Below are 23,140 nucleotides of genomic sequence, written 5' to 3'. Positions count from 1 at the left end.
ACAGTATGTCAGTTAAGTCTTTTCCATACCATTTCTTTTGCAAAGCTGCCACTGGCAGCTTATGGCTGATAGGGTTATTGCTGGTGACGCAAACTTCCTGTAAGAAAGGATTTACCTCCCACCAGTTTGAGGACGATCACCTGGTGGTGCTGGCGGAGATATCGGCTGCCGATTCTGCAAAAATTCCAGTGGGTAAAACCATAAAGGTGGGTAATGGAGGTCTTATCCGGTTTGAAAAAGTGAATGATGCCACAGTAACGCTTACTGAAGATAAAACCCATACCTGGGTATTACAACCCAACTATGGCTGGCAATTTGCGGCTAACCCCACTACTGTATTTACCAATCGGAAACGATACAAATCCAATACCCATTACTCCATTGAGGTTAAGCATCCTACCATGGGTATTGTAACTGCTTCCACCTTTATTCCTCCTTTTCCCAAATGGGCCTTTGTTGATACTGGTACCGAAATGTACCAGGGTAAGAAAGTGCTGGCAGTAACCCTCAGTGTTCAGGATCCGGCTGATAAGGATGATTATTATATCGTAGAGGTGGTTAAAGAACTGTTGAAACCAGGCCGCTACTTTTACTACCGGGGGTACGATATGATTATAATACCCCACAAGGGAAAAACTTGTATGAACAGGTCAAGAATACCCCGGGGTACATCTGTCGAACGATTCGGTATCCATCAACAAATTTTTACGGCTGGAGCTTTATACCCAAGATGCCAATACTGAAAATGCCCGGTTTGATAACCTGAAAAACCCTTTTCGCCGACTGTTCATGACCGACAAAACCTTCAATGGACAATCCTATACCATTAAGTTTTATATAGACCAGCAATTCTTTGTAGCTACAGAACCCATGCAAAAAGGCCGGGTTCGTATCCAGTTTAAAGCTGCCAGCAAAGAGTTATTCGATTACTTGCTGGAATATGAAAAATACAAATCGGATTTTGGATCTATTCCTGCCAACCAACTTCCATCTCCCACGGGAAATATTAGCAAAGGCCTGGGCATATTTGGCGGATCGGCCAGGAGAGAGCGCATCTACTATTTTGATAAACTCTGGTAGTCTCCTGTTTTCTATGGGCCGGGACATATGATAAGGCCACCAATTATTTTTTACTTGCTCTGTAGGGGTAAGCTCTTATCGGCTGTTTTACTATCGTAAGGCCTAAATTTTACCATTTTTATGAGCTATGCCCAACTTTCACCGGTTGCCGGAACGATTCCAGGTGCGGTAGTGCAGTTTAAACCAGTTTTACCCACTGAACTGAAAATAAGTGCAGTGATTATCACGTATAACGAGGAGAAGATCATCCGCAAAACCTTGCAAAAGTTGTCCTGGTGTGATGAAATTGTGATCGTAGATAGCTATAGTACAGATAATACGGTGGCCATTTGTCAGGAATTTGGCTGCGATGTGTATTCCCGCACGTTTGATGGATATGGAAGTCAGAAACAATATGCCATTGCCAGGGCTACCAATGACTGGGTGCTTTGTGTGGATGCCGATGAAATACCAACCGATGAATTGGTTCTGGAGATCAGGAGCATTAGTCCGGATACTGCTTATGCAGGTTTTTCTTTTCCCATGAACCTTGTTTTCCTGGATAGGGAATTCAAGCATGGAAAGGAGAGTGGTCGCCACTTCTTGCGTTTGTTCAACCGCCAGAAAGGGGGCGTCACGAACGAACAAGTGCATGAAAGTTTCCGGGTGGAAGGACCTGTAAAAAAATTGGAGCATACGATACTGCATTACAGCTATACCAGTATTCACCAATGTATTGAAAAGCTTAACCGCTACTCAACCCTGTCTGCCGGGATATCCTATGGCAAAGGCAAAAAAATCGGCAATGGCTGTCTTGTTCGGCCTGCCTTTTAATTTCATTAAGTATTACCTCCTGGAGCGGAATTGTCTGAATGGCATGAAAGGTTTTTACTGGTCTGTTTTTGCTGCTTATTATCATTTTTTAAAATATGTAAAGCTGAAAGAATTACAGCAAATAAATAAGCGGCCTGCTATAGTTCGGGAGACTGTATATGCTTGATTGCTAAATTATTACATCTAATTTCAAAAGAAGTATTTTGTTATTTCCTGCAACGCATCCTTTAAGGGTTTTAATGTATCATAAGGTCTGTGCTAATGGAACTGCCGACCTGCTTACTGTACCGGCGAACGTACTGGAATCGCAATTGCATTATTTGCAACAGGAAGGCTACCAAACCATCCTGTTGAGTGAATTAGTAAACCATATCCGGCTGGGTAGCCCCTTACCGGAAAAACCAGTACTGATCACATTTGATGATGGGTATCGGGACAATTTTACGACGGCCTACCCGATCTTTGAAAAATTTGGTATGAAGACCAATATTTTCCTGGTTCCAGCTTTTCTGCAGGAGGCAGTAGGCAAAGGAACTATGGGAACATCTCCTTACTTGTGGCTGGAAGATATTGAGGCCATGGACCCTGGGTTAGTAGAATATGGATTGCATTCCTTCGACCATAAAAGCTATAAAACACTGCCCAATAAGGCGGTTGAGGCTGATTTGCACCAGTGTAAAACGGCGCTTAGCGCCATGGGCATTCCTTTCCAGCCCTGCTTGGCATTCCCTTATGGGGCCTATCCCAAGAAAAATGCCATGAAACACCTGGAATTCCAAAAGTCCCTGGCCGCTTGTAATATTGTAGCAGCATTCCGCATTGGTAACCGGCTGAATGCCCTGCCACTCAATAATCCATTGCTAATTCAACGACTTGATATACAGGGCGGAAACAATTTTAAAAAATTTACACGGCTACTTCGCAAAGGAAAGACCTTGTTTGGGTAAATTTGCCCCGATGGATAGAGATTTCAGGGCCCTTAACGCTTATTTCGACAAGATCTATATACTCACATTACCCCGTTTGAAAGAGCGGATAGAGCATTTTACGCATGAACTGAGTGGGTTGAACTATGAAATTTTCTATGGCATTGACAAAGAAGAGATCACCCTCGAATCGCTCAAACAACAAGGGATCTACAATACTGCCGCCTATACTGACATTTATAAAAAGCAGTCGGACATGAATCCCGGTATGTTGTGTTGCTCGCTGGGGCATGTAAAAATATATGAGTCCATCATCGCCAATAAGTACCACAAGGTGCTGATACTCGAAGATGATGCTTTTCCACTAACTGAAAACCTACCTCTTTTTCCTCAGATTACGGCCGAATTACCAGCCGATTGGGAAGTCTTCTACCTGGGGTATGAAGGCAATGAGATCTTCGGTTGGAAGTCAATGGTCAAGCGGATATTCTACATGACATTCCCTTTCCACACATCGTTGCGTTTGTCACGTGCTATTTTTCCAACTATTATCCAAGACCAATTACTCCACATATTGCCCGGGCAGGTTTCCACGATTGTACCCATGCCTACGGAGTAACCCTGGAAGGCGCAAAAATTACTACCACAGCAGACACCAGTGGTATTTAATGCTGACAATCTATTGTCGTATGCGATCGCTACCGATAAAATAAAAGGTTATATCGGCCGGCCTAAATTGTTTAATCAGCGAACAGCCAGGTATGAAATACGTTCCCTTACTTCCAGTTAGCGCAATACGCGACCACTCGAAGCATTGATGTTTAATTGTTTTGTAGCCTCCGCTTGATTTAGCCAGGACCAAAGGTGCCTTCTATACCCGGAAGTTCGTATTTTGTAAAGACCTATATACCTACCCCACCTAAAACCCTAATAACCGATGCTATTCAAATGGATTAAAAGGTCGTTCATTGGCCAAACAAGATTCAAATGGGACAAGCAATATGTAAGAGGCAACTGGGAGTGCTTAAAATCTCCGCTGGAACAAATGCGATTTGATGCGGTGCGCAATTACATAAAGAAATATTCTAATAAAGGGAATATCCTGGAGGTAGGTTGTGGAGAAGGGATATTACAAGCCGGTATGAGTAAGCATAGTTACAGGAAGTTTTTGGGAATTGATATTTCAGAAATCGCCATTCAGCGAGCGGCGCACCTGGCGGATACAACTACTGAATACCGGACGGCCAATATGGAAAATTTCAGTCCAGCTGAAAAGTTTGATATCATCATTTTTAATGAAGTATTGTATTATGCCAGGAATCCCAACCAGTTAATGGCCCGGTATATGGAATTCCTGAACCCGGAAGGCTTTATTATAGTGTCCATTTTTCAAACAAGTAGTAATATCAAAGTAATGAATGGAGTTGAAGCAAAATTCAAGTCCATTGATGAAATGGTTTCCAGCAACGAAATAGGAAGCTGGTGTTGTAGGGTATACAGTAAAAACAACCTGCCAACGCTCATAACCTTGCTGCTTTATTGCCGCTATGCCTTAACTTGACTTACGCACAATCAATTCTGTTTTCAATACCCGAATAATGGATTTCCATTCTGATATATCACGGCTTATTTGATCAATTAACAATTGAGCAGCTGTACTACCAATTTCTTTCACCGGTTGAGAAACCGTGGTGAGTGCCGGTTCTATTAAACCTGAAATATTATCATTGCTGAAACCTACAATAGCAATATCCCTGGGAACTTGCAGCCCCTTCTTTTTAACGATCTGCAGTGCTTCAATAGCCGTTGGATCATTGATGGCAAAGATGGCATCGGGCGGATTGTCAAGCCGCAGGAGGTGGTTTACGTATATCTTTACTTTTGCTATAGTGAGGTCATAAGGAATGATCAGTTCTTCGTCAATGGGGATATTGTATTTCTTTAATGCATCCCGGTAACCACGTAATCGTTTTACGCTAATGGCCAACGTATCGGGGCCTGCCAGGTGGGCAATTCTTTTTTTCTTTCGCTTGATAAGATGTTCTACTGCGCGAAAAGCTCCTTCATAATCATCCACCACCACCTTGGGCACATTCATATCTTCACAAACGCGGTTGAAAAATACAATGGGAATACCTTTTCGCTCAAATACTTTCAGGTGGTCAAAGTTCCTGGTCTCTTTGGTGATCGAAACCAATAGCCCATCTACCTGGCTGGCCAACATTTGTTTGGTATTGGCTACTTCCGTTTCATAGTTTTCATTGAATGACCAATAATGGTATTGTAGCCTTCGCGGGCGGCTACCTCTTGTGCCCCCATGATCACCTGTGGGAAATAGGAACTGATAAACTCGGGCACAATGATCCCAATGGTATTGCTTTTTTGTTGAGCAGGCTAATGGAAAGCATGTTGCGTTGATAATCCAACTGCTCGGCCAGTTCCAATACTGCTTTACGCGTTTTTCACTTACACTGGGATGCCCTGTTAATACCCTCGATACAGTAGATTTTGAGAGGTTGAGCTTTTGGGCAATGTCTACAATCGTTATCTGATGACGCTTCATTAATGAGGATTTGACTATTAATGATATTTTAATTAACCGGATACAAAGAAAGGATAATTTGCATCACGATGGGAATGTTCCCGCAAAATGGGAATGTTCCCATGATAAATAGGCCATTACTTTTTTGTCTTACTGTCTGTATTTGGCATTTTTGTTAGAGAAGTTACGCCGTATGAAAAAAATTATTGCCTGCAATTCATCTTGCCTTGCTAACGATCGTATTATTGTTCACTGCCAACTCCCAGGCCCAAAAAGCCCCGTTACGCCCAAGGTTATTACCGGAAAGATCACCAACGCTGTTACCAATGAAGCATTGGACGGTGTTACCATTCAGCTAAAGGGTAAATCGGCATCGGCTGTTACCAATGAACAGGGTATATATAGCATTAGCGTGGACAATGTACAAGGGTCGGTCCTTGTTTTTCATTTGTAGGATATACAGATAAAGAGGTAAAATTGACTGCCACTACCACTATATACAATGTAAAGCTGGAAAGTAGCCTGAAGGATTTGGAAGATGTGGTGGTAATTGGTTATGGAACTGTGCGTAAGAAAGACCTTACGGGATCGGTGGGGCAGGTAAAAGTGGGTGACATTAAAAAAGCGCCGGTAGCTTCATTTGAAGATGCATTGGGAGGGCGCGTGGCGGGTGTACAGGTAGGAGCGGTAGATGGACAGCCGGGTAGCAGTAACCTCATTACCATCCGTGGTGGTAATTCCATTACCCAAAGCAATGCGCCATTGTATGTTATTGATGGTTTTCCTGTAGAAAACCCTTCTAATAATACCTTTAATCCAGACGATATTGAATCCATTGAAGTACTAAAAGATGCATCTGCTACAGCCATCTACGGGGCCCGTGGCGCCAATGGGGTGGTGATCGTTACTACCAAAAAGGAAAGGCCGGCGCACCGGTGGTTACTTACAATGCCTGGTATGGTTTGCAAAAAGAGATCAACCGTCAGGAAGTAATGAACCCTTATGAATTTGTAAAATACCAACTGGAATTGCTGCCGTCGCAATCCACCGCTTTGTACCTGGATAATGGGAAAACGCTGGACTATTATAAAAATGTTCGTGGCGTTAATTGGCAAGATGAAGTATTTCGTACCGCTCCCATGCAAAGTCATAGTGTTTCTGTGAGCGGAGGCAATGGCGGAACCAGGTATGCCTTATCTGGCTCCCTGCTGGATCAGGATGGCATTATCGTTAACAGTGGTTTTCAGCGTTACCAGGGAAGGATCGTATTGGATCAAACGGTGAATACCAAATTGAAAGTAGGTGTGAACCTAAACTATTCATCCCTGAAGGCCAATGGACAAATTGCTACCAATGGCGGCGATAATGGTATTAATGCCTCGTCCTACTTGTTTTATAGTGCCTGGGGATATCGTCCCATCACGGGCGATTCCTGGCCGACCTAAGTTTCTCGGATGACGCTTTTGATCCGGATATTACTTCCAGTACCGACCTACGGGTTAATCCCATTGTATCGGCTAAAAATGCTTACAATGTTGCTTTTACCAATGCCCTCTTTGCCAATGCTTACCTGGAGTATAAAGTACTAAAAAAATTTAACCCTCCGTGTAACGGGTGGAATTACCAGGAATGCAGTACGCAGGGAAGTATTCAATAACTCCAAAACGGCGGCCGGTAATCCTCGTACAGTATATGGCGCTACAAATGGCGTCAATGGTTCTATCAACAATAATGTATTTAGTAGTTGGCTGAATGAAAATACCCTTACCTGGAATCAGCGTTTCAACAAGGACCATGTGTTGACAGTAGTAGGTGGTTTTACTTTGCAAAAACAAGACGCTTATAGACGGTTTTACGGCCAACAAAGTGCCCAATGAGTCTTTAGGGATTAGTGGACTGGATGAAGGCACACCCTTGGTGAATATGTCGTCTGAATCCGAAGCGGCCCAGGCTTCTTTCTTAGGCAGGGTGAATTACAACCTGAAATCCAAATACCTGTTCACTGCTGCTTTCCGGGCCGATGGATCATCCAAATTTGCCAATGGCAGCCGGTGGAGTTATTTCCCTTCGGGCTCTTTCGCCTGGCGTATCAGTGAAGAAAAATTCATGAAGAAACTGTCTTTTGTATCAGATGCCAAATTGCGTGTGAGCTATGGTATTACCGGTAATAACCGGGTGCCTGATTTCTCCTACCTGTCCGTGTTAAGACAAACTGGTTTTACCAATGGTAGCGGCAATTCTACACCCGGGTACTATTTTAATAATATACATATACCAGGTTCGGCACCGGTGGAAGTGGGCAATGTTTTCTTGAAATGGGAACGTACAGCACAAACTGATATAGGTCTGGATCTGGGTTTCTTCAATAACCGGATAGGTCTTACGGTAGATTATTATTATAAAAAGACCAGTGACCTGTTGCTGAATGCTTCCCTGGCTGCTTCATCCGGGTACCTGAATGGTCTTAAGAATATAGGTAAAGTATCCAACCAGGGTCTTGAATTTACCCTGAATACTGTGAATATTGACAATAAGAATTTTGGATGGAATACCAATTTCAATATTGCCTTTAACCGCAATAAGATCCTGGAACTAAACTATGATCAACCCAGCATTACTACTCGTGTGCAGGCCTGGAATGATAACTTTAATAATTCCCTGCCTTACCTGGCCAAGCCTGGAATGCCGGTGGCTTTGTTTTTCGGATACCTGTCTGATGGCTTATACCAGATAAGTGATTTTAACCAGTTGCCCAATGGTTCCTATGTATTGAGAGAAGATGTACCCAATAATGGCCAGGACAGATCGGTTATAAAGCCCGGCTATGTGAAGTATGTAGATATTAATGGTGATGGGGTAGTGGATGCTAATGACCAAACCTTTATTGGCAACCCCTTGCCAGTTCATGTAGGTGGTTTCTCTAATAACTTTCGTTATTACAATTTTGACCTCAACGTATTTTCCCAATGGTCTTATGGCAATGATATTATGAATGCCAACCGCCTTGTATTTGAAGGCATGGAAGGAAGGCCTTATCTCAACATGTTTAAATCATTTGCCAACAGATGGACGCCCGAAAATACAAATACCAATATGCCGGTGGCAGGCGTAACCAGCCCCAATGTGTATTCTACCCGTGTGATAGAAGATGGATCTTTCCTGCGATTGAAAACAGTTTCACTGGGCTATAACTTGCCAGCGCCTGTACTGAAGCGAATAAAGATCAAAGGTATCCGGGTATACGCTGCGGCACAAAACCTGGTTACCTGGACCAATTATTCTGGAGTAGATCCAGAGGTTTCTGTACGCAACAGCGCGCTCACACCGGGTTTCGACTGGTCGGCTTATCCAAAAGCCAGGACTATTACCGTAGGTCTTAACGTAACATTCTAACGAATAAATTGCTTTGAATATGAACGTGCATCGTGAATCGTCAATTGCGAATAAGCTACGAACTGCTAGCTATGAGCAAGGAGCTCAATACAGTAGCAACCATACGAGTCAAGCGGCTTGCAGCTCAAACCTCGCAGCTCGCAGCTCATGGCTCACAGCTGTAATAATAATTGCTGTTGGAATAATATTCAGCGCCTGTAACAAATTCCTGGATACCAAACCCAAGGATTCTATTACACCGGATAATTATTATAAAACACAGGAAGACCTCAATAGGGCGTTGGCATCTGTATATGACCGGCTGGGTGATCGTCGTACCTATGGAAGCGCCTTGTATGGTTATCTTTCCTTTAGTGATGAATTTTTCCTGAAAAGCCAGGTAACCGGTTATATGTCCAATACCATCGATGCCTCCATGCTGGAGCTGAACCGATGCTGGGAAGCCTTGTATGTGGGAATTGAACGAGCTAATATGCTGTTGGATAATATAGGCCGTGCACAGGTAAGTGATTCTTCCAGGAATGAGGTAAAAGGGCAAGCCTTGTTTTTAAGGGCCTTCTATTATTTTACCCTGGTGGACAATTTTGGTGCAATACCCTTGAAACTAACTTCCACCAGATCGCCTATTGAACCTGCCTTGCCACGCACACCGGTAGCAGATGTTTACGCACAGGTCGTGAAAGACTTACAGGAAGCCGAGGGGATAACACGTGATATTACTTTCTATGGTTTTAATGGCCGCATTTCCAAAACAGCTGTACAGGCCATGCTGGCCCGGGTATACCTTGCCATGGCGGGTTATCCCTTACGCGATGAAGCCAAATATGCGGATGCACGAACGTATGCGTTGAAAGTGATGCAATCGGATATGCATGCATTGAATCCCAGCTTTTCGCAGATCTTTATCAACCATGCACAGGATAAATATGATATCAAAGAGTGCCTCTGGGAGGTTGAGTATTATGGCAATAACCAGGAAGTCATACGCGAAGGTGGTTATGTGGGTTCCTGGATGGGCGTGTATTGTCCCAACGTGGATACTGGTTTTGCTTATGATTATGTACATACAACCGCTAAATTATACAACGCCTATGAAGCCGGCGATACCAGGCGGGACTGGACAATAGCGCCTTATCGCTTTGTACCGAGTGGCTCCGGTGGAACCCTGGTGAAAGTTACAAGAACCAACTGGGCATCTACAGAGATCTATGAGCGTAGTGCCGGTAAATGGAGAAGGGAATATGAATTATTTAAACCCAAGAACCAGGACTTTACCCCGATCAATTTTCCCATGCTCCGTTATTCGGATGTATTGCTCATGTTTGCCGAAGCAGAGAACCAAGTAAATGGTCCTACACAAGCAGCCTATGATGCAGTGAATATGGTGCGCCGGAGGGGGTTTGGAAAACCTGTCAACGCACCGGATGCTACTGCCGACCTGCCCGCTGGCCTGGCGCAAGTGGATTTCCTGGAAGCTATTAAAAGGAACGTTTTTGTGAGTTGGCTTATGAGGGATTGCGTAAGCATGACCTGGTTCGTTGGGGAAGTTATGTGAGCACCATGCAGCAAATGGTTACGCAATACCAGACTGGCATGCCCGCCACCCTGTCTCCTGCAGCTATTGGACAGGCTGGCAGGATAACATCCAGAAGCATATTGTTTCCCATTCCCAACAGTGAGATCGCTGTGAACCCTACTATTGCACAAAACCCCGGTTGGTAAACATCCTTTAACCCGAATACGATGGCTATGAATAAGATCATTTCCTTTTTCAGTATATGTCTTTTGGCCGTTTCCTGTACCAAGCGGGATGAGATAGGGACACCTGTATTTGATGTCACCACTACAGCTACTACCTATAAAGTAGGAGATACTATTACATTTAACATTACAGGCGATCCCCAAAATATTGTTTTTGGTCGGGTATGCCGGGCAGCATGTATGAATACAGGGACAGGTTATTCACAACCGGTAATAAACTATTGGTGAAATTTAATACCTATCAACAATTTGGCGTCCGTAATAACCTGACTGTGCTGGTATCGACTAATTTCAATGGAACGTACGATACTACCAATGTAAAAACAGCTACCTGGACAGATATTACCTCAAGGGTAAACCTTTCGCAGGGGGCCGACCAGGTGCAGTCGGGAGCGGTGGATATGTCGGAATTTACAGATGGTAATAAATCGGCTACGATTGCTTTCCGCTACATCACTACCAGCTTAATAACCCAAAACCGCTGGGTGATCCGTACTTTTAATGCCGATAACCAATCGCCTGAGGGTACCATAACACCTATGGCCAATATGACAACAGCCAGTTGGAAAGCGGTGAGCTTTCAGAATCCGGCAACCGTTTGGTCGATCACCAGCGCCCAACTATTGTTACAAGGCAGTGCCAATGCACTGGATGATGACTGGGTTCTTAGCAAAAGCTTTAATCCAAATGCCGCATCACCCGACAAAGGGATAGTTATCAAAAATATTACAACCAATTTAACCAGGTATGCAGCAGCAGGCGTATATACAAAACCAGGTACGTATAAGGTAGTGTTTGAGGCCACCAACGCTTCCTATAAAAACCAGGCAAGCACATTTAAAGAAATTACATTAACGATAATTCCTTAAGGTAAGCGGCAAGTAGAGAAGGGCCATTGGTGCCTGCCATCCGCTACTCGCCATTTACCACTCGCTTTTTATCATTACTCTATGGATTCTACAATAGACACCACCGTCATCGTTGTTTTCTCCATCTTCATCATGATGATCGGTTTCCTGTTTGCCCGAACAGGCAGGAACCTAAAATCCTTTTTTGCAGGAGGCGAATCTGTACCCTGGTTTATTGGTGGGTTATCCTTATTCATGAGTTTCTTTTCGGCAGGTACTTTTGTAGCCTGGGGTTCCATTGCATACCAGCATGGCTGGGTGGCTATTACCATCCAGTGGACTATGTGTATAGGTGGCCTGATCACAGGTATGTACCTGGCGCCCAAATGGAAAGCTACCGGCAACCTTACAGCGGCCGAGTTTATCCGTGAACGCTTGGGCACACAAGTTCAAAAAAGTTATATCTACATTTTCATGTTGGTATCCCTGTTCATTAAAGGGTCAGTATTGTATTCAGTAGCCAAACTGGTAGGTTCCTCTTTAGGATTTCCGCTGATCCCTGTTACCATTGTGCTGGGATTATTCATGATCGCCTATACCGCCGTAGGTGGATTGTGGGCTGTAATGGTAACAGATATTTTACAGTTCGCGATCCTGACTGCCGCCATCCTCATCATCATGCCACTAGCCTTTAAAGCGGCAGGTGGAGTGGACCATTTTATGCAACAGGCGCCTGCGGGATTCTTCCAACTGGTGAATGGTGAATATACCTGGGGATTTATCCTGGCTTTTGCTTTGTACCATATTTTTATATCGGGGGCAACTGGACCTTTGTACAGCGCTATACCAGCGTGGATAAGCCCAAATCGGCTTCCAGGGTAGCCTACTTGTTTGCTGCTCTGTATATCATCAGCCCCATTTTATGGATGCTGCCTCCCATGGTATATAAAACCATCAATCCCTCTTTGTCGGGACTGGATACAGAGAATGCTTATCTAATGATCTGTAAACATGTATTGCCTGCCGGCCTGATGGGATTGATCCTTACTGGTATGTATTTCTCTACTTCCGCTTCGGCCAACACTGCCTTGAATGTAGTATCGGCCGTATTCACCAATGATATATATAAAGGTTCCATCAATCCACAGGCTACCGATAATAAACTAATGCGCATTGCCCGCATTTCTTCTTGGTTTTTGGCTTGGGTATGATTGGCATTGCCCTCATCGTTCCCTATATTGGTGGTATCGTAGAATTTACTTTGAGTATTGGTGCTATTACCGGCGGACCTTTATTAGCGCCGCCTATCTGGGCATTATTTTCTAAACGCTTAACGGGTAAAGCTACCCTGTTTATTACCCTAATCAGCCTTTCCGTCAATCTTGTATTTAAAGTAATACTACCGTTAACTGCCGGATATAAACTTAACCGTGCAAACGAAATGCTGGTAGGCGTGGGGCTTCCTTTTCTGATGCTGGCTATCTACGAGTTGTATGCTCGCTACAAAGGCCATGGAAAAGAAGAATACCGGGCTTATCTGCAACGTAAGGCAGAGCGGAAAGAAAATGCTGCACAGGTTACCGAGGAAGAAGCATACGAGGTTAACAAGCAAAATAAATTCGGTTTGCATGTCATTGCATTCTCGCTGGCGTTTATTGCTGCCCTGCTCTTTATACTGAGCTTGCTCACTACTTCGGGCGGGGGCATTGTAGCCGGTATAGCTGCTGTTATTCTGTTGTGTTCTTTTATTCCCTGGCGTGCTGCCCGTAAGGTACAGTTGCCTCCCGTGGCAACAAAAATGGCAGTAGTATTACTTTGTAGCATCTTGTTGTGTATTGTAGGTAAACCTGCCTTGGCGCAAAGAGAGCTGCTTCTACTGCAAAGCTTTCTTCTTCTACTTTACAGCTGGCATGGAACAGAAATACCAATGGGTGGCAGCTTCAGCAAATAGCTGTTAGAAAAGACAACCAATGGGTTACTATGCCGGGCGCCAGTGGACAATATACTATCTTGTATTCAGCACAAAAGCCGGATTCTATTCCCCCTAACGCTATATGACGAACAAGGGAAACTGGTTTCTTTTCCTGAGCCGCAATACCGGTATACCATTCCCGTATGGAAGGAAGCCACCCAGCCGGTAGCTATGAATACAGCTGGTCAGGCCACCAGTTTTTATCCTGCTGCTGTTAGATCAGGTAAAAATGAACTATGCTTTGCCCATGAGTCTAAGGAGGCTACAATCACAGCCCTTTGGAAAATGGATAAACAATATGAAGGTGATATCCTGGTAAACATGTCACTAATTGCCAAACAGGATGGTTATTATTCCCTGTCATCTCCATCTTTAGCCATTGTTGACAATAAAGACCTTGCCTGGGGCATGGTGCCCGGGTATTTCAGGGTAATGCTGTCGAGAAAAATTTGGTTAAGGCTTACGCTTATGGGCAGGGTATTCCTGCAAAACCAGTGGTGGCTCGTGAGCGAACGGCCGCCACTTTATCTCCCCTTATTACCAACAAACAAGGTATTACCGTTGCTGTGATACCAGCACCTGGTACGGGCCGCGATCCCTGGGAAAAAGACCGCAGTACCCAAAATACCTGGCAGTTGGGATTGTCGCTAATGAACCGGCAGGCGCAATTAACACCTACCGCCTGGCATCCCGTATTGGCCCAAAAGGTTCTTTCCTTCGTAGCGGCGATAGCGTGCATTTTACCTTCAGGTATACCATACAACCAGCCAACTGGTACACAGTAATTAAACATGCTGTCAACGATATTTACCGGCTCAAAGATTTCCTGGCATTAAAAGAAACGAAACAATCGCTTACCAGCCGGATACTGTCCATGCACCATTATGTAGTAGATGACAGTACCTCCAAATGGCGGAAGGAACCATACCAGGGCCTCACCATTGGGGCGCAGGATTACCAGGGCGGTGTGTATGGAGGAGATGGTGATGCTATTAAGAATGCTGACTATGGAGCCATGTGGATGCTGGCCCGTGCTTCCAACGATCCTATATTGCAACAAACCCGCTTGCCGTACGTACGCAATTTTAAAATAACCCAACAGGATCAAACACCTGGGTTCTTCTATGGCGCAGCAGCCGGGCAGTACTATCTTCCCAAAAGCAAAAAGTTCACGGAAGAGTGGGGGCCTTATGTAGAGCCCATTGGCACCACCTACTATATGCTGATGGATATTGGCAACGTATTATTGTTCAATCCTGCCGATACTGCATTAAAAGAGAATTAAAAGCAGCTGCCGACAGGCTGCTGGCCTGGATGGGCACCGATGGTCAGTGGGCTATAGCGTATGATCATACTACACAAAAGCCGCTGTTCACCGACCTGGAAGATCTGCGTCCTACCTTCTATGGTTTGCTCATTGCTTATAAATTGTTGGGTGAAAAAAAGTATTTGGTAGCTGCCAGTAAAGGAGCCGATTGGTACATTACCCATGCCGTGAACAAGGGGCACTTTACCGGTGTGTGTGGAGATACACGTTTTGCTCCTGATTTTGCTACCGGTCAAAGTGTACAGGCATTATTGGATCTGTATGATTTTACAAAACAGCAAAAACATTTGCAGGCAGCCATTGCTGCTGCTAAATTGTACACCACCTCCATTTATACCCATCCCATTCCTACGCGCGCCCCCAAAACGGCACGGGGATTACCCAGGCAGGATTGGGAAATAAGCCAGGTGGGTTTGAGTTTTGAACATGGCGGCAGCATTGGTTCCGCTACCCATCGCGGCCCCATCTTATTGGCCAGTCATGCAGGTATGTTTATTCGTATGTTCTCCATCACCCATGATTCCCTGTTCCTTACCATGGCGCGTACCGCCGCCCTGGGCCGGGATGCTTTTGTAGATCCGGCTACCAGTGTAGCGTCCTATTACTGGGATATTATGAACAAAGGGGCTGGCCCTTATCCGCATCATGCCTGGTGGCAAATAGGATGGATCACCGATTACCTGCTGTCCGAAGCCGAGCTGCGTAGTCAGGGTAAACTGCGTTTTCCACGGGGATTTATTACCCCAAGGTAGGTCCACATCAATCCTATGGATTTGCCGCAGGAAATATCTACGGCCATCAGGCCGACCTACTTCTGAAAGAGGGCATGTTGCATACGGATAGTCCATACCTGGATTATTATGGCGCTATTGATACAACCGGAAAAAAACTGTTCTTCATCTTATTGAATAATGATGATGAACCATTGCATACTACTGTTCAGGCCGCCTATAATAAAGTGTTGGATAAGGATATGATAGCACCTCAATCCATGTACGCCATTGATGCCAATGGTAAACGAACCCGGTTGAATAGCCAAAACGATTGGCCGCTGGCCATTCCTGCTTATGGGATACAGGTTATAGAGATTAGTTACCAGTAACTGATCCGTCCACCTTTAGAAGGTGCATCACCCAGATATGAAAGTTTCCTATATATACCAGCTTACAGCTGCCTTCATGCTAATGATGGTGGCCGGAATAACGGCTCCTGCCCAACAACACAGTTTTCTACTGGAAGCGGAAGATTTCCAGTTTAAAGGTGGTTGGATCACAGAACAGGAAGGCGGTAAAGGATATTTGAACAATCAGCTATTACGTGTAGTATCTGGCAAAACACCGGCAGTAGATGCTATCACTGTTATCAATGTGAAGCAGGCGGGTACTTATGCCGTGTGGATACGTTCGGCCGACTTCCCCGATAACCGGCCGGGCACCCGTTTGTTTCGCCTGAAGGTGAATGAACAATCCCTCGAAGAAGCAGGCAAGCATGGTAAGGCAGGCTTTTATTGGGAAAAGGTAGGACAGGTTACATTGGCTGCCGGGGAAACAGTGGTTCGTCTGCAAGATAGCCGGGGTAATTTTGGCCGTTGCGACGCTATTGTGTTCTCACAGGCCGAAGGCTTTGATCCCAATACACAAGCGTTGTCTACACTGGTGGCACTTAGGATTAAACCAGTACCGCAGAAAGCCACCCATGTTAAATACCCCGAATTATCACAAGCTACTATTGACCCTCATGCCGCAGCAATTGCTTCCATTACCAACGAGCAGTTACGCCTGCGTTTTGTACCCGTCAATACATCTGCTACGGAGAAAAGGCTGGCTACCAAAACAGCCATCCGGCAGAAAGGCCACTGGATAGATATGAATGAACAGCGGGAAGACCACCGGATATATATCATCAGGGCCGATAATCCCCAACTTAGCTTTGGTAATTTCTTTCCCTCCTGGAACGGCTCTATTGGGTTAACCTCCTTTACCAATAGCGGAAAGGAATACAGCATACTGGAAACCGACAATACCCTCAATCCCTTTCTGGCAGGTCAGGTTACCGAAGCTATCCCTGTGGCGGCCCGACAAATAAATAACAATTCCATTGAAGTAAAATATACGGTAGGCGGTGAGCAGGTATTGAAAGGCGTATGGACCATTCAACCTGGTGACCGGCATATATCCCTTTTGCTACAGTTTAAACCCGTACGCAATGGTTACTACAGTATGGGCGTGGCTGCTTTTCAAAGCATAGCGGTCGATAGTGCTAGCAATATCCAGTTGCCCCCATGTTCCAATACAAACGATTATCACCACAACCTATATTATTGCCTTCAGGCATGATGCCCCAGCCGGTAGCCATTGCCGAGGAAAAAGGGGTGATGGTCTGTTCTCCATTTTTACCAGTGGCCTGGTGCAATCCTTTCCCTCCTCCGATTGGGGCAGCGCTTACAGCAGCCCCATGGGTTTTAGCATTAAGAATGAGGTAAACAGGGTGCAGCCGGTGGCTTTTGCACCGGTCATGGGGCTGGATGATTCAAAATTAACCGCAGGACAAACCATTCAACGTGATTTTGCTATAGGGGCCATCGCAGGCGGATGGAATGAAGCCCTGGAATATATTTCGGACAGCATTTATAAAGTAAAAGATTACCGCAAGCAGCATACCGCTTCGCTTACTGAAGCTGCCTTCAATATGATTGACCTGGTGAAACAGGATGCGGCGGCTGGCTGGGATGCCAGGCTGAAGGGTTTTTATGATATTGAGGCCAACCCTGCTGTAGTACCTACCGTTGTTCATGCAGCGCCACTGGCCATCATTTCAGCAGCCGTATTAAGCCGGGATGAAGAATTTTACCTGACCCGTGCTTTACCAACTATTGAATATACTTTATCCCGCAGTGGATTCCGATGGGCAAAAGCCGTATCAGGAACTCCATTCAACAGCGATAAAAATCATTACAGCTCAGTCCGTATGGATCACAGTTTACCACCAACTATTTTGAAGGGCTGTATGCTTTACTGGGCCAGGCCAATCCCTGGCTTACCGCCATTGCTTTGCCCGATGGCAATATCCGTGCTGCCAAAGGGTATTCAGTAGAAGTGCCCACTTGGACACAGAAGCTGGCTGCCTGGCGGTTGACCAAAGAAGATAAATGGTTAACGGCTGCCCGGGCCAATGCCGATCAATTCATTGCCACACAGGTATATGGAAACCTTACCAAACCTTTATCGCGCCTGCCTTTCTACAACGCTTCTTTTTATGCGTATTGGTGGGACCTGGCCGATTTGTATGATGCTACCAAAGACGATCGTTACCTGCAAGCTGCCGATGCATCGGCTTACCATACCCTGGCAGGCATCCGTAGCTACCCGCAGGTAAAGGATACCCTGCAAACTATCCATCCCCGTAATGAATTTGAAGGCAATACTACTATGTGGTGGAAAGGCGATAAAAAATACCGCCTGGGTTTTCCCCGTATCAAAGGTGATGCTCCGGAAAGGCAGGTGCTGCAAGCCCTGGTATCTCCCGTAGGGTTAGGATTTGAACAACCCTTTACTTATTTCGGACCCGGTAACACGGTAAGACCGGTATTTATGTCCAGCTGGGCGCCACATCTCCTTCGCCTGTACCAGTATAACCACAAAAGATCTTTGAGACCTATGCACGCAATGCTGTGATCGGCCGTTTTACCAATTATCCTGGTTACTATGCCACTGGTTTTACTGATATTACCTTGCAGCCCGATTTTCCCTATAAAGGCCCCGATGTAAGTTCCATCTATTATCACCATATTCCGCCTCACCTGGCCTTCACTCTTGATTATGTCATTACCGAAGCCATGCAACGTTCCAATGGTAAAGTGCAATTCCCCTATGGCAAGCAGGATGGTTTTGTATGGTTCAATAACCGTGTATTTGGAGGTGGAAAAGGAACCATCATGGATGATAAAAAGTAAACCTGTGGATGAAAAAGGGGCTGATCACCATCGACAATCCGGAAGTGAATTATGTAACCGGAATTTCAGACGATCGTTTTTGGATATTGTTGATGAATGAAGCACAGGCTGTGGCGCAAACCAATATAAGTATTGCAAAGGAAGTGCCTGTAGCTGATCAGGTCAGCGTCAACCAATACAGTAATCATTCAACAAAGAAGGGAACCCTGGCTATCAACAAGCGGAGCACATCCCTGTCAATCCCTGCAAAAGGATTCACGGCCTTGTCTATTCCCCTTGCCTCCAGGCCAGTTTCAAAGCCCTTGCCGCCAGTAGCCAATGGTATGAAAGTAATTGACCTGGGTGCTCCCTGGGGTAAATGTTATGTATTCAGGATACGGAGCCCTTTTGGATGGGATTCTATGTATGGCTATGTAGAGGCGGGGCCAATAGAAGGAGCTACTATAACAGCTACGATCAATGGACAATCAGTTACACCAACTGCCTACCCCTATGAGTGGAGTTTTTATAAAATAGCTGCCAATCAACCGGTAAAGGGAACGCTTCAACTGAAAACGGCAGATAGTAAATCAATAACAATACCCATTGAATTTGAGTAAAAGTAACCATTGTATGCGTAATTGTCTATTCTTATCCGTAATACTGCTTTTAGCAGGTAACAGTTTTGCCCAAAGCAATAAAGCAGATGCGGCGTATGAAGAGCGGATCAGGGCTGCTTCGCAGGCAGGGGCTTCCCCGCTGTTCTTTAACCCTGCCGCAGCCGATATACCAATAATAGCACCCCTTGAATTTGACAATGGCCGGGAATGTACGGTACGTAATGGCCTGCCAAACTTCTTTCACAATGCCGCAACCGGAAAACCTATGACCATGGGTTTTATTGGTGGCAGCATTACGCAGGCTGTCTACGGCTATCGCACACGCGCTGCCCGGTATATTCAATCCCTTTATCCCAATACACCCATGAAAGCCATCAATGCCGGCATATCCGGTACGGGCACCGATTTGGGAGCCTGCCGCCTGCACGAACAACTGTTGCAATATCATCCGGATATAATATTTGTGGAATTTGCCGTCAATGGCGCCTACCGCGAAGGGATGGAAGGGATCATCAGGCAGATATGGGAATTTGATCCTGCGATAGAGATCTGCCTGCTGTATACCATACATCATGAGCAACATGCGATCTATACAGCAGGAAGGGTACCGGATAATATCCGGGGATTGGAAGAATTAGCCGATTACTATGGCATACCCTCCATCCACCTGGGTATACAACCTGCCTCGATGGTACAGGAAGGAAAGCTGGTTTGGCGATCTGATAGTAAGACCATTCCAGCTAAGATCGTTTTTTCAAACGATGGCGCCCATCCGCTTCCTGAGGGCGGCGATTTATATGCTGGCGCCATTGCCAGGAGCCTGATTACCCTGCAAAAGAATACGCGCTCACGCAAGCATGTATTACCGGCGCCACTCCTGGCTGATAACTGGGACAATGCCCATATGTACGCGCCTGCTGAACTGGCTGTATTCAGTAGCGGATGGAACCGGATCAATCCCAACGACAGTACTTTTCTGAAGCAGTTTGCCCCTTGGTTTCCCTATATCATGAAATCAGAACAGCCAGGTGCGTCTTTAACATTCAGGTTTAAAGGCAATATGTTCGGCTTTTTCGATATCGGTGGTCCCGAAGCAGGGCAGCTCACGATAGAAGTGGATGGCAAAATGGTTAAGCTATCACTCGTGCTACCCGGCACACGTATAGCCACAATATCAGATACAGCGGGTATGAGTTTGGTCAACAGGTTCAATAATTTTTGCAATAACCGCTACCGCGGCCAGTTTGAATGTATTAAAGTATTGTACGGAGAGCATACTGTTACTATAAAACTATCGCCTGAAAAGGCCGATAAACGTAAAGTGCTGGGCGAAAATCAACTGGCCGATATCACTGCCAATCCTGCTAAATACGACAGGACAGTGGTGTACCTCGGAAAGATCCTGGTGCGTGGGGAGATCCTATCAAAGTGAAAGAGCCCACTCGTTCCAGGTTCATCGCTCATAAGTTTGTATTCCTTGGGAACATTCCCGCCAATTGGGAACATTCCCACTCTTTTTTGATGTGAAAAGCCTTGCTGGCAGCTACTGCAAGGCGCTAAATTTGAACCCGATGCGTTTATTGCTAACCATATATTGCTTGTTGACCGCCACCTTGTTATGGGCTGATGACTCCCTGGTATTGCAAAGCCCCCAACGCCAATTGCAGGCGACACTCTTTCTGCATAAAGGAAACCTGATGTACCGCTTACAGGCAGGCAAGGAAGTATTGGTGGGTGCCTCTTCGCTCGGACTGGCTTTTGATAACCGGGCAATAGGCATCAACAGTCAGAACCTTAAAATGGTGAGGCAATACCAGATCAATGAAAAGGGGCCTTCCCGCCTCAACAACAATACAGCCTTTAATCATTGTACTGTTTATATTGTGGCTATACAAGGTGATCAGGTTGTTGATACAATAGAGCGCAGATTGTTCAACAATGGTTTTGCTTTCCGCTATATGCCCATAGGAATAGATCGCCGGCAGGTAATAGAAGAGCTGACCAGTTTTGCTCTACCTGCTGCCTCAACTGTTTGGTATTCTGAAAGGAACAGTGAGTGGAAATTGAAATCCTATGCCGGCTTGTGGTTGTCAACTGCCGTAGAAAAATTGCCGGGCATTTCATCCCAGGGCCCCATACAAGGCAAGCCCCTGGTAGTTGAACTGCCCACCAAAAAGTATATCGTGGTTACCGAAGCGGCCCTATATAATTACAGCGGTATGCGCCTGAAAGCGATAGGCAATAATACTGTGCAGGTAAATTTTACGGAAGGCACTGCAGGATTTGCAGTAAAAGGTACTATGAAAACTCCCTGGCGTGTAGTGTTGTACGCCCACAATTTGCAGCAACTGGTCAACAGCCAGGTGATCGAAAACCTGAACCCTGCACCCGATATCCATCTCTTTGCCGAAACAAGTTATATACAGCCGGGCAAATCAGTATGGAGTTGGATCACTCGCAATGAGCATTATATGGAACCGGCAGAAGAGATCAAATGCATAGATGCTGCTGCTGCACTTCAGTTTGAATACACCCTGCTGGATGAAGGATGGGAAACCAAGTGGCCCCACAAATGGCAGCAGTTGAAAGAACTTTTGCCAATATGCTGCACAAAAGAAAGTGGGCGTCTGGGTGTGGAAACATTCCAAAGACATTAGAGATACTGTTCAACGCAATGCATTTTTAGACAGCATCCATAAGGCCGGCGCTGTGGGCCTTAAAACCGATTTTATGAACAGTGAGGCCAGCGACCTCATCGACTTTGAGATCGGCCTATTGCAGGCTGCGGCCAAAAGAAAACTGATGGTCAACTTTCATGGATGCCATGCCCCTACCGGCGAAAGTAAAACCTGGCCCAATGAAATGACGCGCGAAGGCATCCGGGGTATGGAGCTCAATATCATGAAGGAGCCCATCCCCGCCTGGCACAATGCAGCCCCTGCCATTTACCCGGTTTATTTGCGGTCATGGCGATTATACGCCTGGTTTCTTTAGCAATAAAGCCAATACCAGTTATACGCACCAGCTGGCTTTATTGTACCTGTTCAATTCTCCCTTTCAATGTATAGCCGAGAACCCGGTAACCCTCTTGAATGAGCCGGTGTACAAACCCATTTTGCCCTTGTTAAGAACATTGCCGGTAACCTGGGATGAAACCATTGTATTGCCGGGAAGTAAGATTGGTAAGCTGGCTGCTTTTGCCAGGCGCAAAGGGAAGGATTGGTATGTTACGGCGATCAATGGCTCGGATACTGTAACGAACTTCACCTTGCAGCCTTCCTTCCTCCTCAAACAAAAAAAAATACAAAGCCTATATCGTATCAGATGCGTCGCAGAATGCAGGATTTGTTACGGCAGAACAAGCTATTGGTAAAAATTACAATCAGCAATTTAGCCTGCCACCTGCCGGCGGATTGGTTATTCAAATCAAAAGCGAATAAGGATATGGCCTACTCCCCAACCAGGTATATGTTGAGTATGGTGTTGTGTTACTTGCTGGCTGGTAAGTTACCCGCACAAGTGCGTGTGCCTGCCGGGCAAAACAACATTGTGATCCGTTGCGGCCAGCAGAACTATACCCTTTCACCTGCCTTCGTGGTATTGTACAATGCAGCTGATCCTGGCATGGCTTTAAAACCTGCCGGCATCAAAAAGTGGAATACAATGTACTAACCTGGAAAGTACAAGACAGCAGCAAAGCCGATTTTGTACAGAAGAAGATAAATGCTTCTGTAGCCGGTGATGGATTTGATGACCGTATATTAAGAACCAGGTCCGAGTGGAGAACCGCCAATATTTTTCAAGCTGGTGAACGTATAGAAGTAAAGGCAACCGGCACCTACAAAAAAGGAGATACTGTTTTTTTCATTATCCCTGCATCCCCGCTTTCAAACTATCCGTTTATCTTTTGACAGCTGCAAAACCGTA

General features: G+C 45.5%; 30 protein-coding genes and 2 pseudogenes. 31 read left to right on the top strand and 1 reads right to left on the bottom strand.

The window, feature by feature from the left end:
- Window positions 1-5: 5 nt before the first annotated feature.
- From RS881_RS47155 to RS881_RS47130, 6 genes are all read left to right on the top strand, one after another.
- Window positions 6-743 carry a DUF4249 family protein gene (locus RS881_RS47155; RefSeq protein ID WP_315817161.1) on the top strand — a complete coding sequence of 246 codons (738 nt, stop codon included), beginning with the start codon at window positions 6-8 and terminating at the stop codon, window positions 741-743.
- A gap of 46 nt (window positions 744-789) precedes the next feature.
- Complete coding sequence (locus RS881_RS47150) at window positions 790-1,080, top strand: DUF4249 family protein (protein ID WP_315817160.1); 291 nt, start codon at window positions 790-792, stop codon at window positions 1,078-1,080.
- Window positions 1,081-1,200: 120 nt separating this feature from the next.
- Complete coding sequence (locus RS881_RS47145; RefSeq protein WP_315817159.1) at window positions 1,201-1,893, top strand: glycosyltransferase family 2 protein; 693 nt, start codon at window positions 1,201-1,203, stop codon at window positions 1,891-1,893.
- Window positions 1,894-2,132: 239 nt separating this feature from the next.
- Window positions 2,133-2,840 carry a polysaccharide deacetylase family protein gene (locus RS881_RS47140; protein WP_315817158.1) on the top strand — a complete coding sequence of 236 codons (708 nt, stop codon included), beginning with the start codon at window positions 2,133-2,135 and terminating at the stop codon, window positions 2,838-2,840.
- A gap of 10 nt (window positions 2,841-2,850) precedes the next feature.
- The gene (locus RS881_RS47135) at window positions 2,851-3,438 is read left to right on the top strand and encodes a glycosyltransferase family 25 protein (protein ID WP_315817157.1); all 588 of its coding nucleotides are present in this window, start codon (window positions 2,851-2,853) and stop codon (window positions 3,436-3,438) included.
- Between the two features lie 318 nt (window positions 3,439-3,756).
- Window positions 3,757-4,380, top strand: coding sequence for a class I SAM-dependent methyltransferase (locus RS881_RS47130; RefSeq protein WP_315817156.1), 624 nt, complete (start codon window positions 3,757-3,759; stop codon window positions 4,378-4,380).
- On the opposite strand, the gene RS881_RS47125 is transcribed toward RS881_RS47130, so the two are convergent.
- Window positions 4,372-5,382, bottom strand: a complete 1,011-nt coding sequence (locus RS881_RS47125; protein WP_315817155.1) for a LacI family DNA-binding transcriptional regulator — start codon at window positions 5,380-5,382, stop codon at window positions 4,372-4,374. The genes RS881_RS47130 and RS881_RS47125 overlap by 9 nt on opposite strands.
- A gap of 172 nt (window positions 5,383-5,554) precedes the next feature.
- Between RS881_RS47125 and RS881_RS47120 the strand changes: the two genes are divergently transcribed.
- The 25 genes and pseudogenes from RS881_RS47120 (at window position 5,555) to RS881_RS46990 (ending at window position 23,124) form a co-directional block, all read left to right on the top strand.
- A complete protein-coding gene (locus tag RS881_RS47120; protein WP_315817154.1) occupies window positions 5,555-5,815 on the top strand; it encodes a carboxypeptidase-like regulatory domain-containing protein in 261 nt (86 codons plus the stop codon).
- Between the two features lie 23 nt (window positions 5,816-5,838).
- Window positions 5,839-6,354, top strand: coding sequence for a TonB-dependent receptor plug domain-containing protein (locus RS881_RS47115; protein ID WP_315817153.1), 516 nt, complete (start codon window positions 5,839-5,841; stop codon window positions 6,352-6,354).
- Window positions 6,354-6,806, top strand: coding sequence for a hypothetical protein (locus tag RS881_RS47110; RefSeq protein ID WP_315817152.1), 453 nt, complete (start codon window positions 6,354-6,356; stop codon window positions 6,804-6,806). The genes RS881_RS47115 and RS881_RS47110 overlap by 1 nt, the downstream gene beginning before the upstream one ends.
- Window positions 6,807-7,173: 367 nt before the next feature.
- Window positions 7,174-8,754 (top strand): SusC/RagA family TonB-linked outer membrane protein, encoded by a 1,581-nt coding sequence (locus RS881_RS47105; protein ID WP_315817151.1) that lies wholly within the window; start codon window positions 7,174-7,176, stop codon window positions 8,752-8,754.
- Between the two features lie 19 nt (window positions 8,755-8,773).
- Window positions 8,774-10,476 (top strand): annotated as a pseudogene (locus RS881_RS47100) (RagB/SusD family nutrient uptake outer membrane protein).
- A gap of 21 nt (window positions 10,477-10,497) precedes the next feature.
- Window positions 10,498-11,384: pseudogene (locus RS881_RS47085) on the top strand (DUF5017 domain-containing protein).
- Window positions 11,385-11,465: 81 nt separating this feature from the next.
- The gene (locus RS881_RS47080; protein WP_315817146.1) at window positions 11,466-12,245 is read left to right on the top strand and encodes a sodium:solute symporter family transporter; all 780 of its coding nucleotides are present in this window, start codon (window positions 11,466-11,468) and stop codon (window positions 12,243-12,245) included.
- The gene (locus tag RS881_RS47075) at window positions 12,215-12,574 is read left to right on the top strand and encodes a sodium:solute symporter family transporter (protein ID WP_315817145.1); all 360 of its coding nucleotides are present in this window, start codon (window positions 12,215-12,217) and stop codon (window positions 12,572-12,574) included. The genes RS881_RS47080 and RS881_RS47075 overlap by 31 nt, the downstream gene beginning before the upstream one ends.
- Window positions 12,571-13,314: a hypothetical protein gene (locus RS881_RS47070; RefSeq protein ID WP_315817144.1), complete on the top strand. Its 744-nt coding sequence runs from the start codon at window positions 12,571-12,573 to the stop codon at window positions 13,312-13,314. The genes RS881_RS47075 and RS881_RS47070 overlap by 4 nt, the downstream gene beginning before the upstream one ends.
- A 42-nt stretch (window positions 13,315-13,356) precedes the next feature.
- Window positions 13,357-13,905 carry a hypothetical protein gene (locus tag RS881_RS47065; RefSeq protein ID WP_315817143.1) on the top strand — a complete coding sequence of 183 codons (549 nt, stop codon included), beginning with the start codon at window positions 13,357-13,359 and terminating at the stop codon, window positions 13,903-13,905.
- The gene (locus RS881_RS47060) at window positions 13,902-14,120 is read left to right on the top strand and encodes a hypothetical protein (RefSeq protein ID WP_315817142.1); all 219 of its coding nucleotides are present in this window, start codon (window positions 13,902-13,904) and stop codon (window positions 14,118-14,120) included. The genes RS881_RS47065 and RS881_RS47060 overlap by 4 nt, the downstream gene beginning before the upstream one ends.
- Window positions 14,069-14,620: a hypothetical protein gene (locus RS881_RS47055; protein WP_315817141.1), complete on the top strand. Its 552-nt coding sequence runs from the start codon at window positions 14,069-14,071 to the stop codon at window positions 14,618-14,620. The genes RS881_RS47060 and RS881_RS47055 overlap by 52 nt, the downstream gene beginning before the upstream one ends.
- 29 nt (window positions 14,621-14,649) lie before the next feature.
- Window positions 14,650-15,414 (top strand): glycoside hydrolase family protein, encoded by a 765-nt coding sequence (locus RS881_RS47050; protein ID WP_315817140.1) that lies wholly within the window; start codon window positions 14,650-14,652, stop codon window positions 15,412-15,414.
- 74 nt (window positions 15,415-15,488) lie between these two features.
- Window positions 15,489-15,764, top strand: a complete 276-nt coding sequence (locus tag RS881_RS47045; protein ID WP_315817139.1) for a hypothetical protein — start codon at window positions 15,489-15,491, stop codon at window positions 15,762-15,764.
- Window positions 15,765-15,801: 37 nt separating this feature from the next.
- A complete protein-coding gene (locus RS881_RS47040) occupies window positions 15,802-16,998 on the top strand; it encodes a carbohydrate-binding protein (protein WP_315817138.1) in 1,197 nt (398 codons plus the stop codon).
- Window positions 16,919-17,755 (top strand): hypothetical protein, encoded by an 837-nt coding sequence (locus RS881_RS47035; RefSeq protein ID WP_315817137.1) that lies wholly within the window; start codon window positions 16,919-16,921, stop codon window positions 17,753-17,755. The genes RS881_RS47040 and RS881_RS47035 overlap by 80 nt, the downstream gene beginning before the upstream one ends.
- The gene (locus tag RS881_RS47030) at window positions 17,713-18,336 is read left to right on the top strand and encodes a hypothetical protein (protein WP_315817136.1); all 624 of its coding nucleotides are present in this window, start codon (window positions 17,713-17,715) and stop codon (window positions 18,334-18,336) included. Before RS881_RS47035 ends, RS881_RS47030 begins: the two co-directional genes overlap by 43 nt.
- A complete protein-coding gene (locus RS881_RS47025; protein WP_315817135.1) occupies window positions 18,333-18,614 on the top strand; it encodes a hypothetical protein in 282 nt (93 codons plus the stop codon). The genes RS881_RS47030 and RS881_RS47025 overlap by 4 nt, the downstream gene beginning before the upstream one ends.
- Before the next feature lie 8 nt (window positions 18,615-18,622).
- Complete coding sequence (locus tag RS881_RS47020; RefSeq protein WP_315817134.1) at window positions 18,623-19,213, top strand: hypothetical protein; 591 nt, start codon at window positions 18,623-18,625, stop codon at window positions 19,211-19,213.
- A gap of 13 nt (window positions 19,214-19,226) precedes the next feature.
- Window positions 19,227-20,645, top strand: a complete 1,419-nt coding sequence (locus tag RS881_RS47015; RefSeq protein WP_315817133.1) for an SGNH/GDSL hydrolase family protein — start codon at window positions 19,227-19,229, stop codon at window positions 20,643-20,645.
- Between the two features lie 139 nt (window positions 20,646-20,784).
- Entirely contained in the window at window positions 20,785-21,870 is a 1,086-nt protein-coding gene (locus tag RS881_RS47010; protein WP_315817132.1) for a glycoside hydrolase family 97 N-terminal domain-containing protein, read from the top strand.
- Entirely contained in the window at window positions 21,845-22,207 is a 363-nt protein-coding gene (locus RS881_RS47005) for a glycoside hydrolase family 97 catalytic domain-containing protein (protein ID WP_315817131.1), read from the top strand. Before RS881_RS47010 ends, RS881_RS47005 begins: the two co-directional genes overlap by 26 nt.
- Window positions 22,143-22,586 (top strand): glycoside hydrolase family 97 C-terminal domain-containing protein, encoded by a 444-nt coding sequence (locus tag RS881_RS47000; RefSeq protein WP_315817130.1) that lies wholly within the window; start codon window positions 22,143-22,145, stop codon window positions 22,584-22,586. Before RS881_RS47005 ends, RS881_RS47000 begins: the two co-directional genes overlap by 65 nt.
- Before the next feature lie 71 nt (window positions 22,587-22,657).
- Complete coding sequence (locus tag RS881_RS46995; protein WP_315817129.1) at window positions 22,658-22,885, top strand: hypothetical protein; 228 nt, start codon at window positions 22,658-22,660, stop codon at window positions 22,883-22,885.
- Window positions 22,867-23,124: a hypothetical protein gene (locus RS881_RS46990; RefSeq protein ID WP_315817128.1), complete on the top strand. Its 258-nt coding sequence runs from the start codon at window positions 22,867-22,869 to the stop codon at window positions 23,122-23,124. Before RS881_RS46995 ends, RS881_RS46990 begins: the two co-directional genes overlap by 19 nt.
- Window positions 23,125-23,140: the final 16 nt, after the last annotated feature.

The organism is Paraflavitalea speifideaquila (assembly GCF_032395985.1).
Lineage (GTDB): Bacteria > Bacteroidota > Bacteroidia > Chitinophagales > Chitinophagaceae > Paraflavitalea > Paraflavitalea speifideaquila.
Note: the sequence above shows the minus strand (reverse complement) of the source record. Positions and strands in the feature narration are given on the sequence as shown.

Excerpts from the sequence above, each read along its gene's own strand:
- RS881_RS47155 (WP_315817161.1), top strand. The coding sequence starts at position 6 with ATGTCAGTTAAGTCTTTTCCATACCATTTCTTTTGCAAAGCTGCCACT.
- RS881_RS47150 (WP_315817160.1), top strand. The coding sequence starts at position 790 with ATGACCGACAAAACCTTCAATGGACAATCCTATACCATTAAGTTTTAT.
- RS881_RS47145 (WP_315817159.1), top strand. The coding sequence starts at position 1,201 with ATGAGCTATGCCCAACTTTCACCGGTTGCCGGAACGATTCCAGGTGCG.
- RS881_RS47140 (WP_315817158.1), top strand. The coding sequence starts at position 2,133 with ATGTATCATAAGGTCTGTGCTAATGGAACTGCCGACCTGCTTACTGTA.
- RS881_RS47135 (WP_315817157.1), top strand. The coding sequence starts at position 2,851 with ATGGATAGAGATTTCAGGGCCCTTAACGCTTATTTCGACAAGATCTAT.
- RS881_RS47130 (WP_315817156.1), top strand. The coding sequence starts at position 3,757 with ATGCTATTCAAATGGATTAAAAGGTCGTTCATTGGCCAAACAAGATTC.
- RS881_RS47125 (WP_315817155.1), bottom strand. The coding sequence starts at position 5,382 with ATGAAGCGTCATCAGATAACGATTGTAGACATTGCCCAAAAGCTCAAC.
- RS881_RS47120 (WP_315817154.1), top strand. The coding sequence starts at position 5,555 with ATGAAAAAAATTATTGCCTGCAATTCATCTTGCCTTGCTAACGATCGT.
- RS881_RS47110 (WP_315817152.1), top strand. The coding sequence starts at position 6,354 with ATGAACCCTTATGAATTTGTAAAATACCAACTGGAATTGCTGCCGTCG.
- RS881_RS47080 (WP_315817146.1), top strand. The coding sequence starts at position 11,466 with ATGGATTCTACAATAGACACCACCGTCATCGTTGTTTTCTCCATCTTC.
- RS881_RS47070 (WP_315817144.1), top strand. The coding sequence starts at position 12,571 with ATGATTGGCATTGCCCTCATCGTTCCCTATATTGGTGGTATCGTAGAA.
- RS881_RS47050 (WP_315817140.1), top strand. The coding sequence starts at position 14,650 with ATGGGCACCGATGGTCAGTGGGCTATAGCGTATGATCATACTACACAA.
- RS881_RS47045 (WP_315817139.1), top strand. The coding sequence starts at position 15,489 with ATGTTGCATACGGATAGTCCATACCTGGATTATTATGGCGCTATTGAT.
- RS881_RS47040 (WP_315817138.1), top strand. The coding sequence starts at position 15,802 with ATGAAAGTTTCCTATATATACCAGCTTACAGCTGCCTTCATGCTAATG.
- RS881_RS47020 (WP_315817134.1), top strand. The coding sequence starts at position 18,623 with ATGAAAAAGGGGCTGATCACCATCGACAATCCGGAAGTGAATTATGTA.
- RS881_RS47015 (WP_315817133.1), top strand. The coding sequence starts at position 19,227 with ATGCGTAATTGTCTATTCTTATCCGTAATACTGCTTTTAGCAGGTAAC.
- RS881_RS47010 (WP_315817132.1), top strand. The coding sequence starts at position 20,785 with ATGCGTTTATTGCTAACCATATATTGCTTGTTGACCGCCACCTTGTTA.
- RS881_RS47000 (WP_315817130.1), top strand. The coding sequence starts at position 22,143 with ATGCAGCCCCTGCCATTTACCCGGTTTATTTGCGGTCATGGCGATTAT.
- RS881_RS46995 (WP_315817129.1), top strand. The coding sequence starts at position 22,658 with ATGGCCTACTCCCCAACCAGGTATATGTTGAGTATGGTGTTGTGTTAC.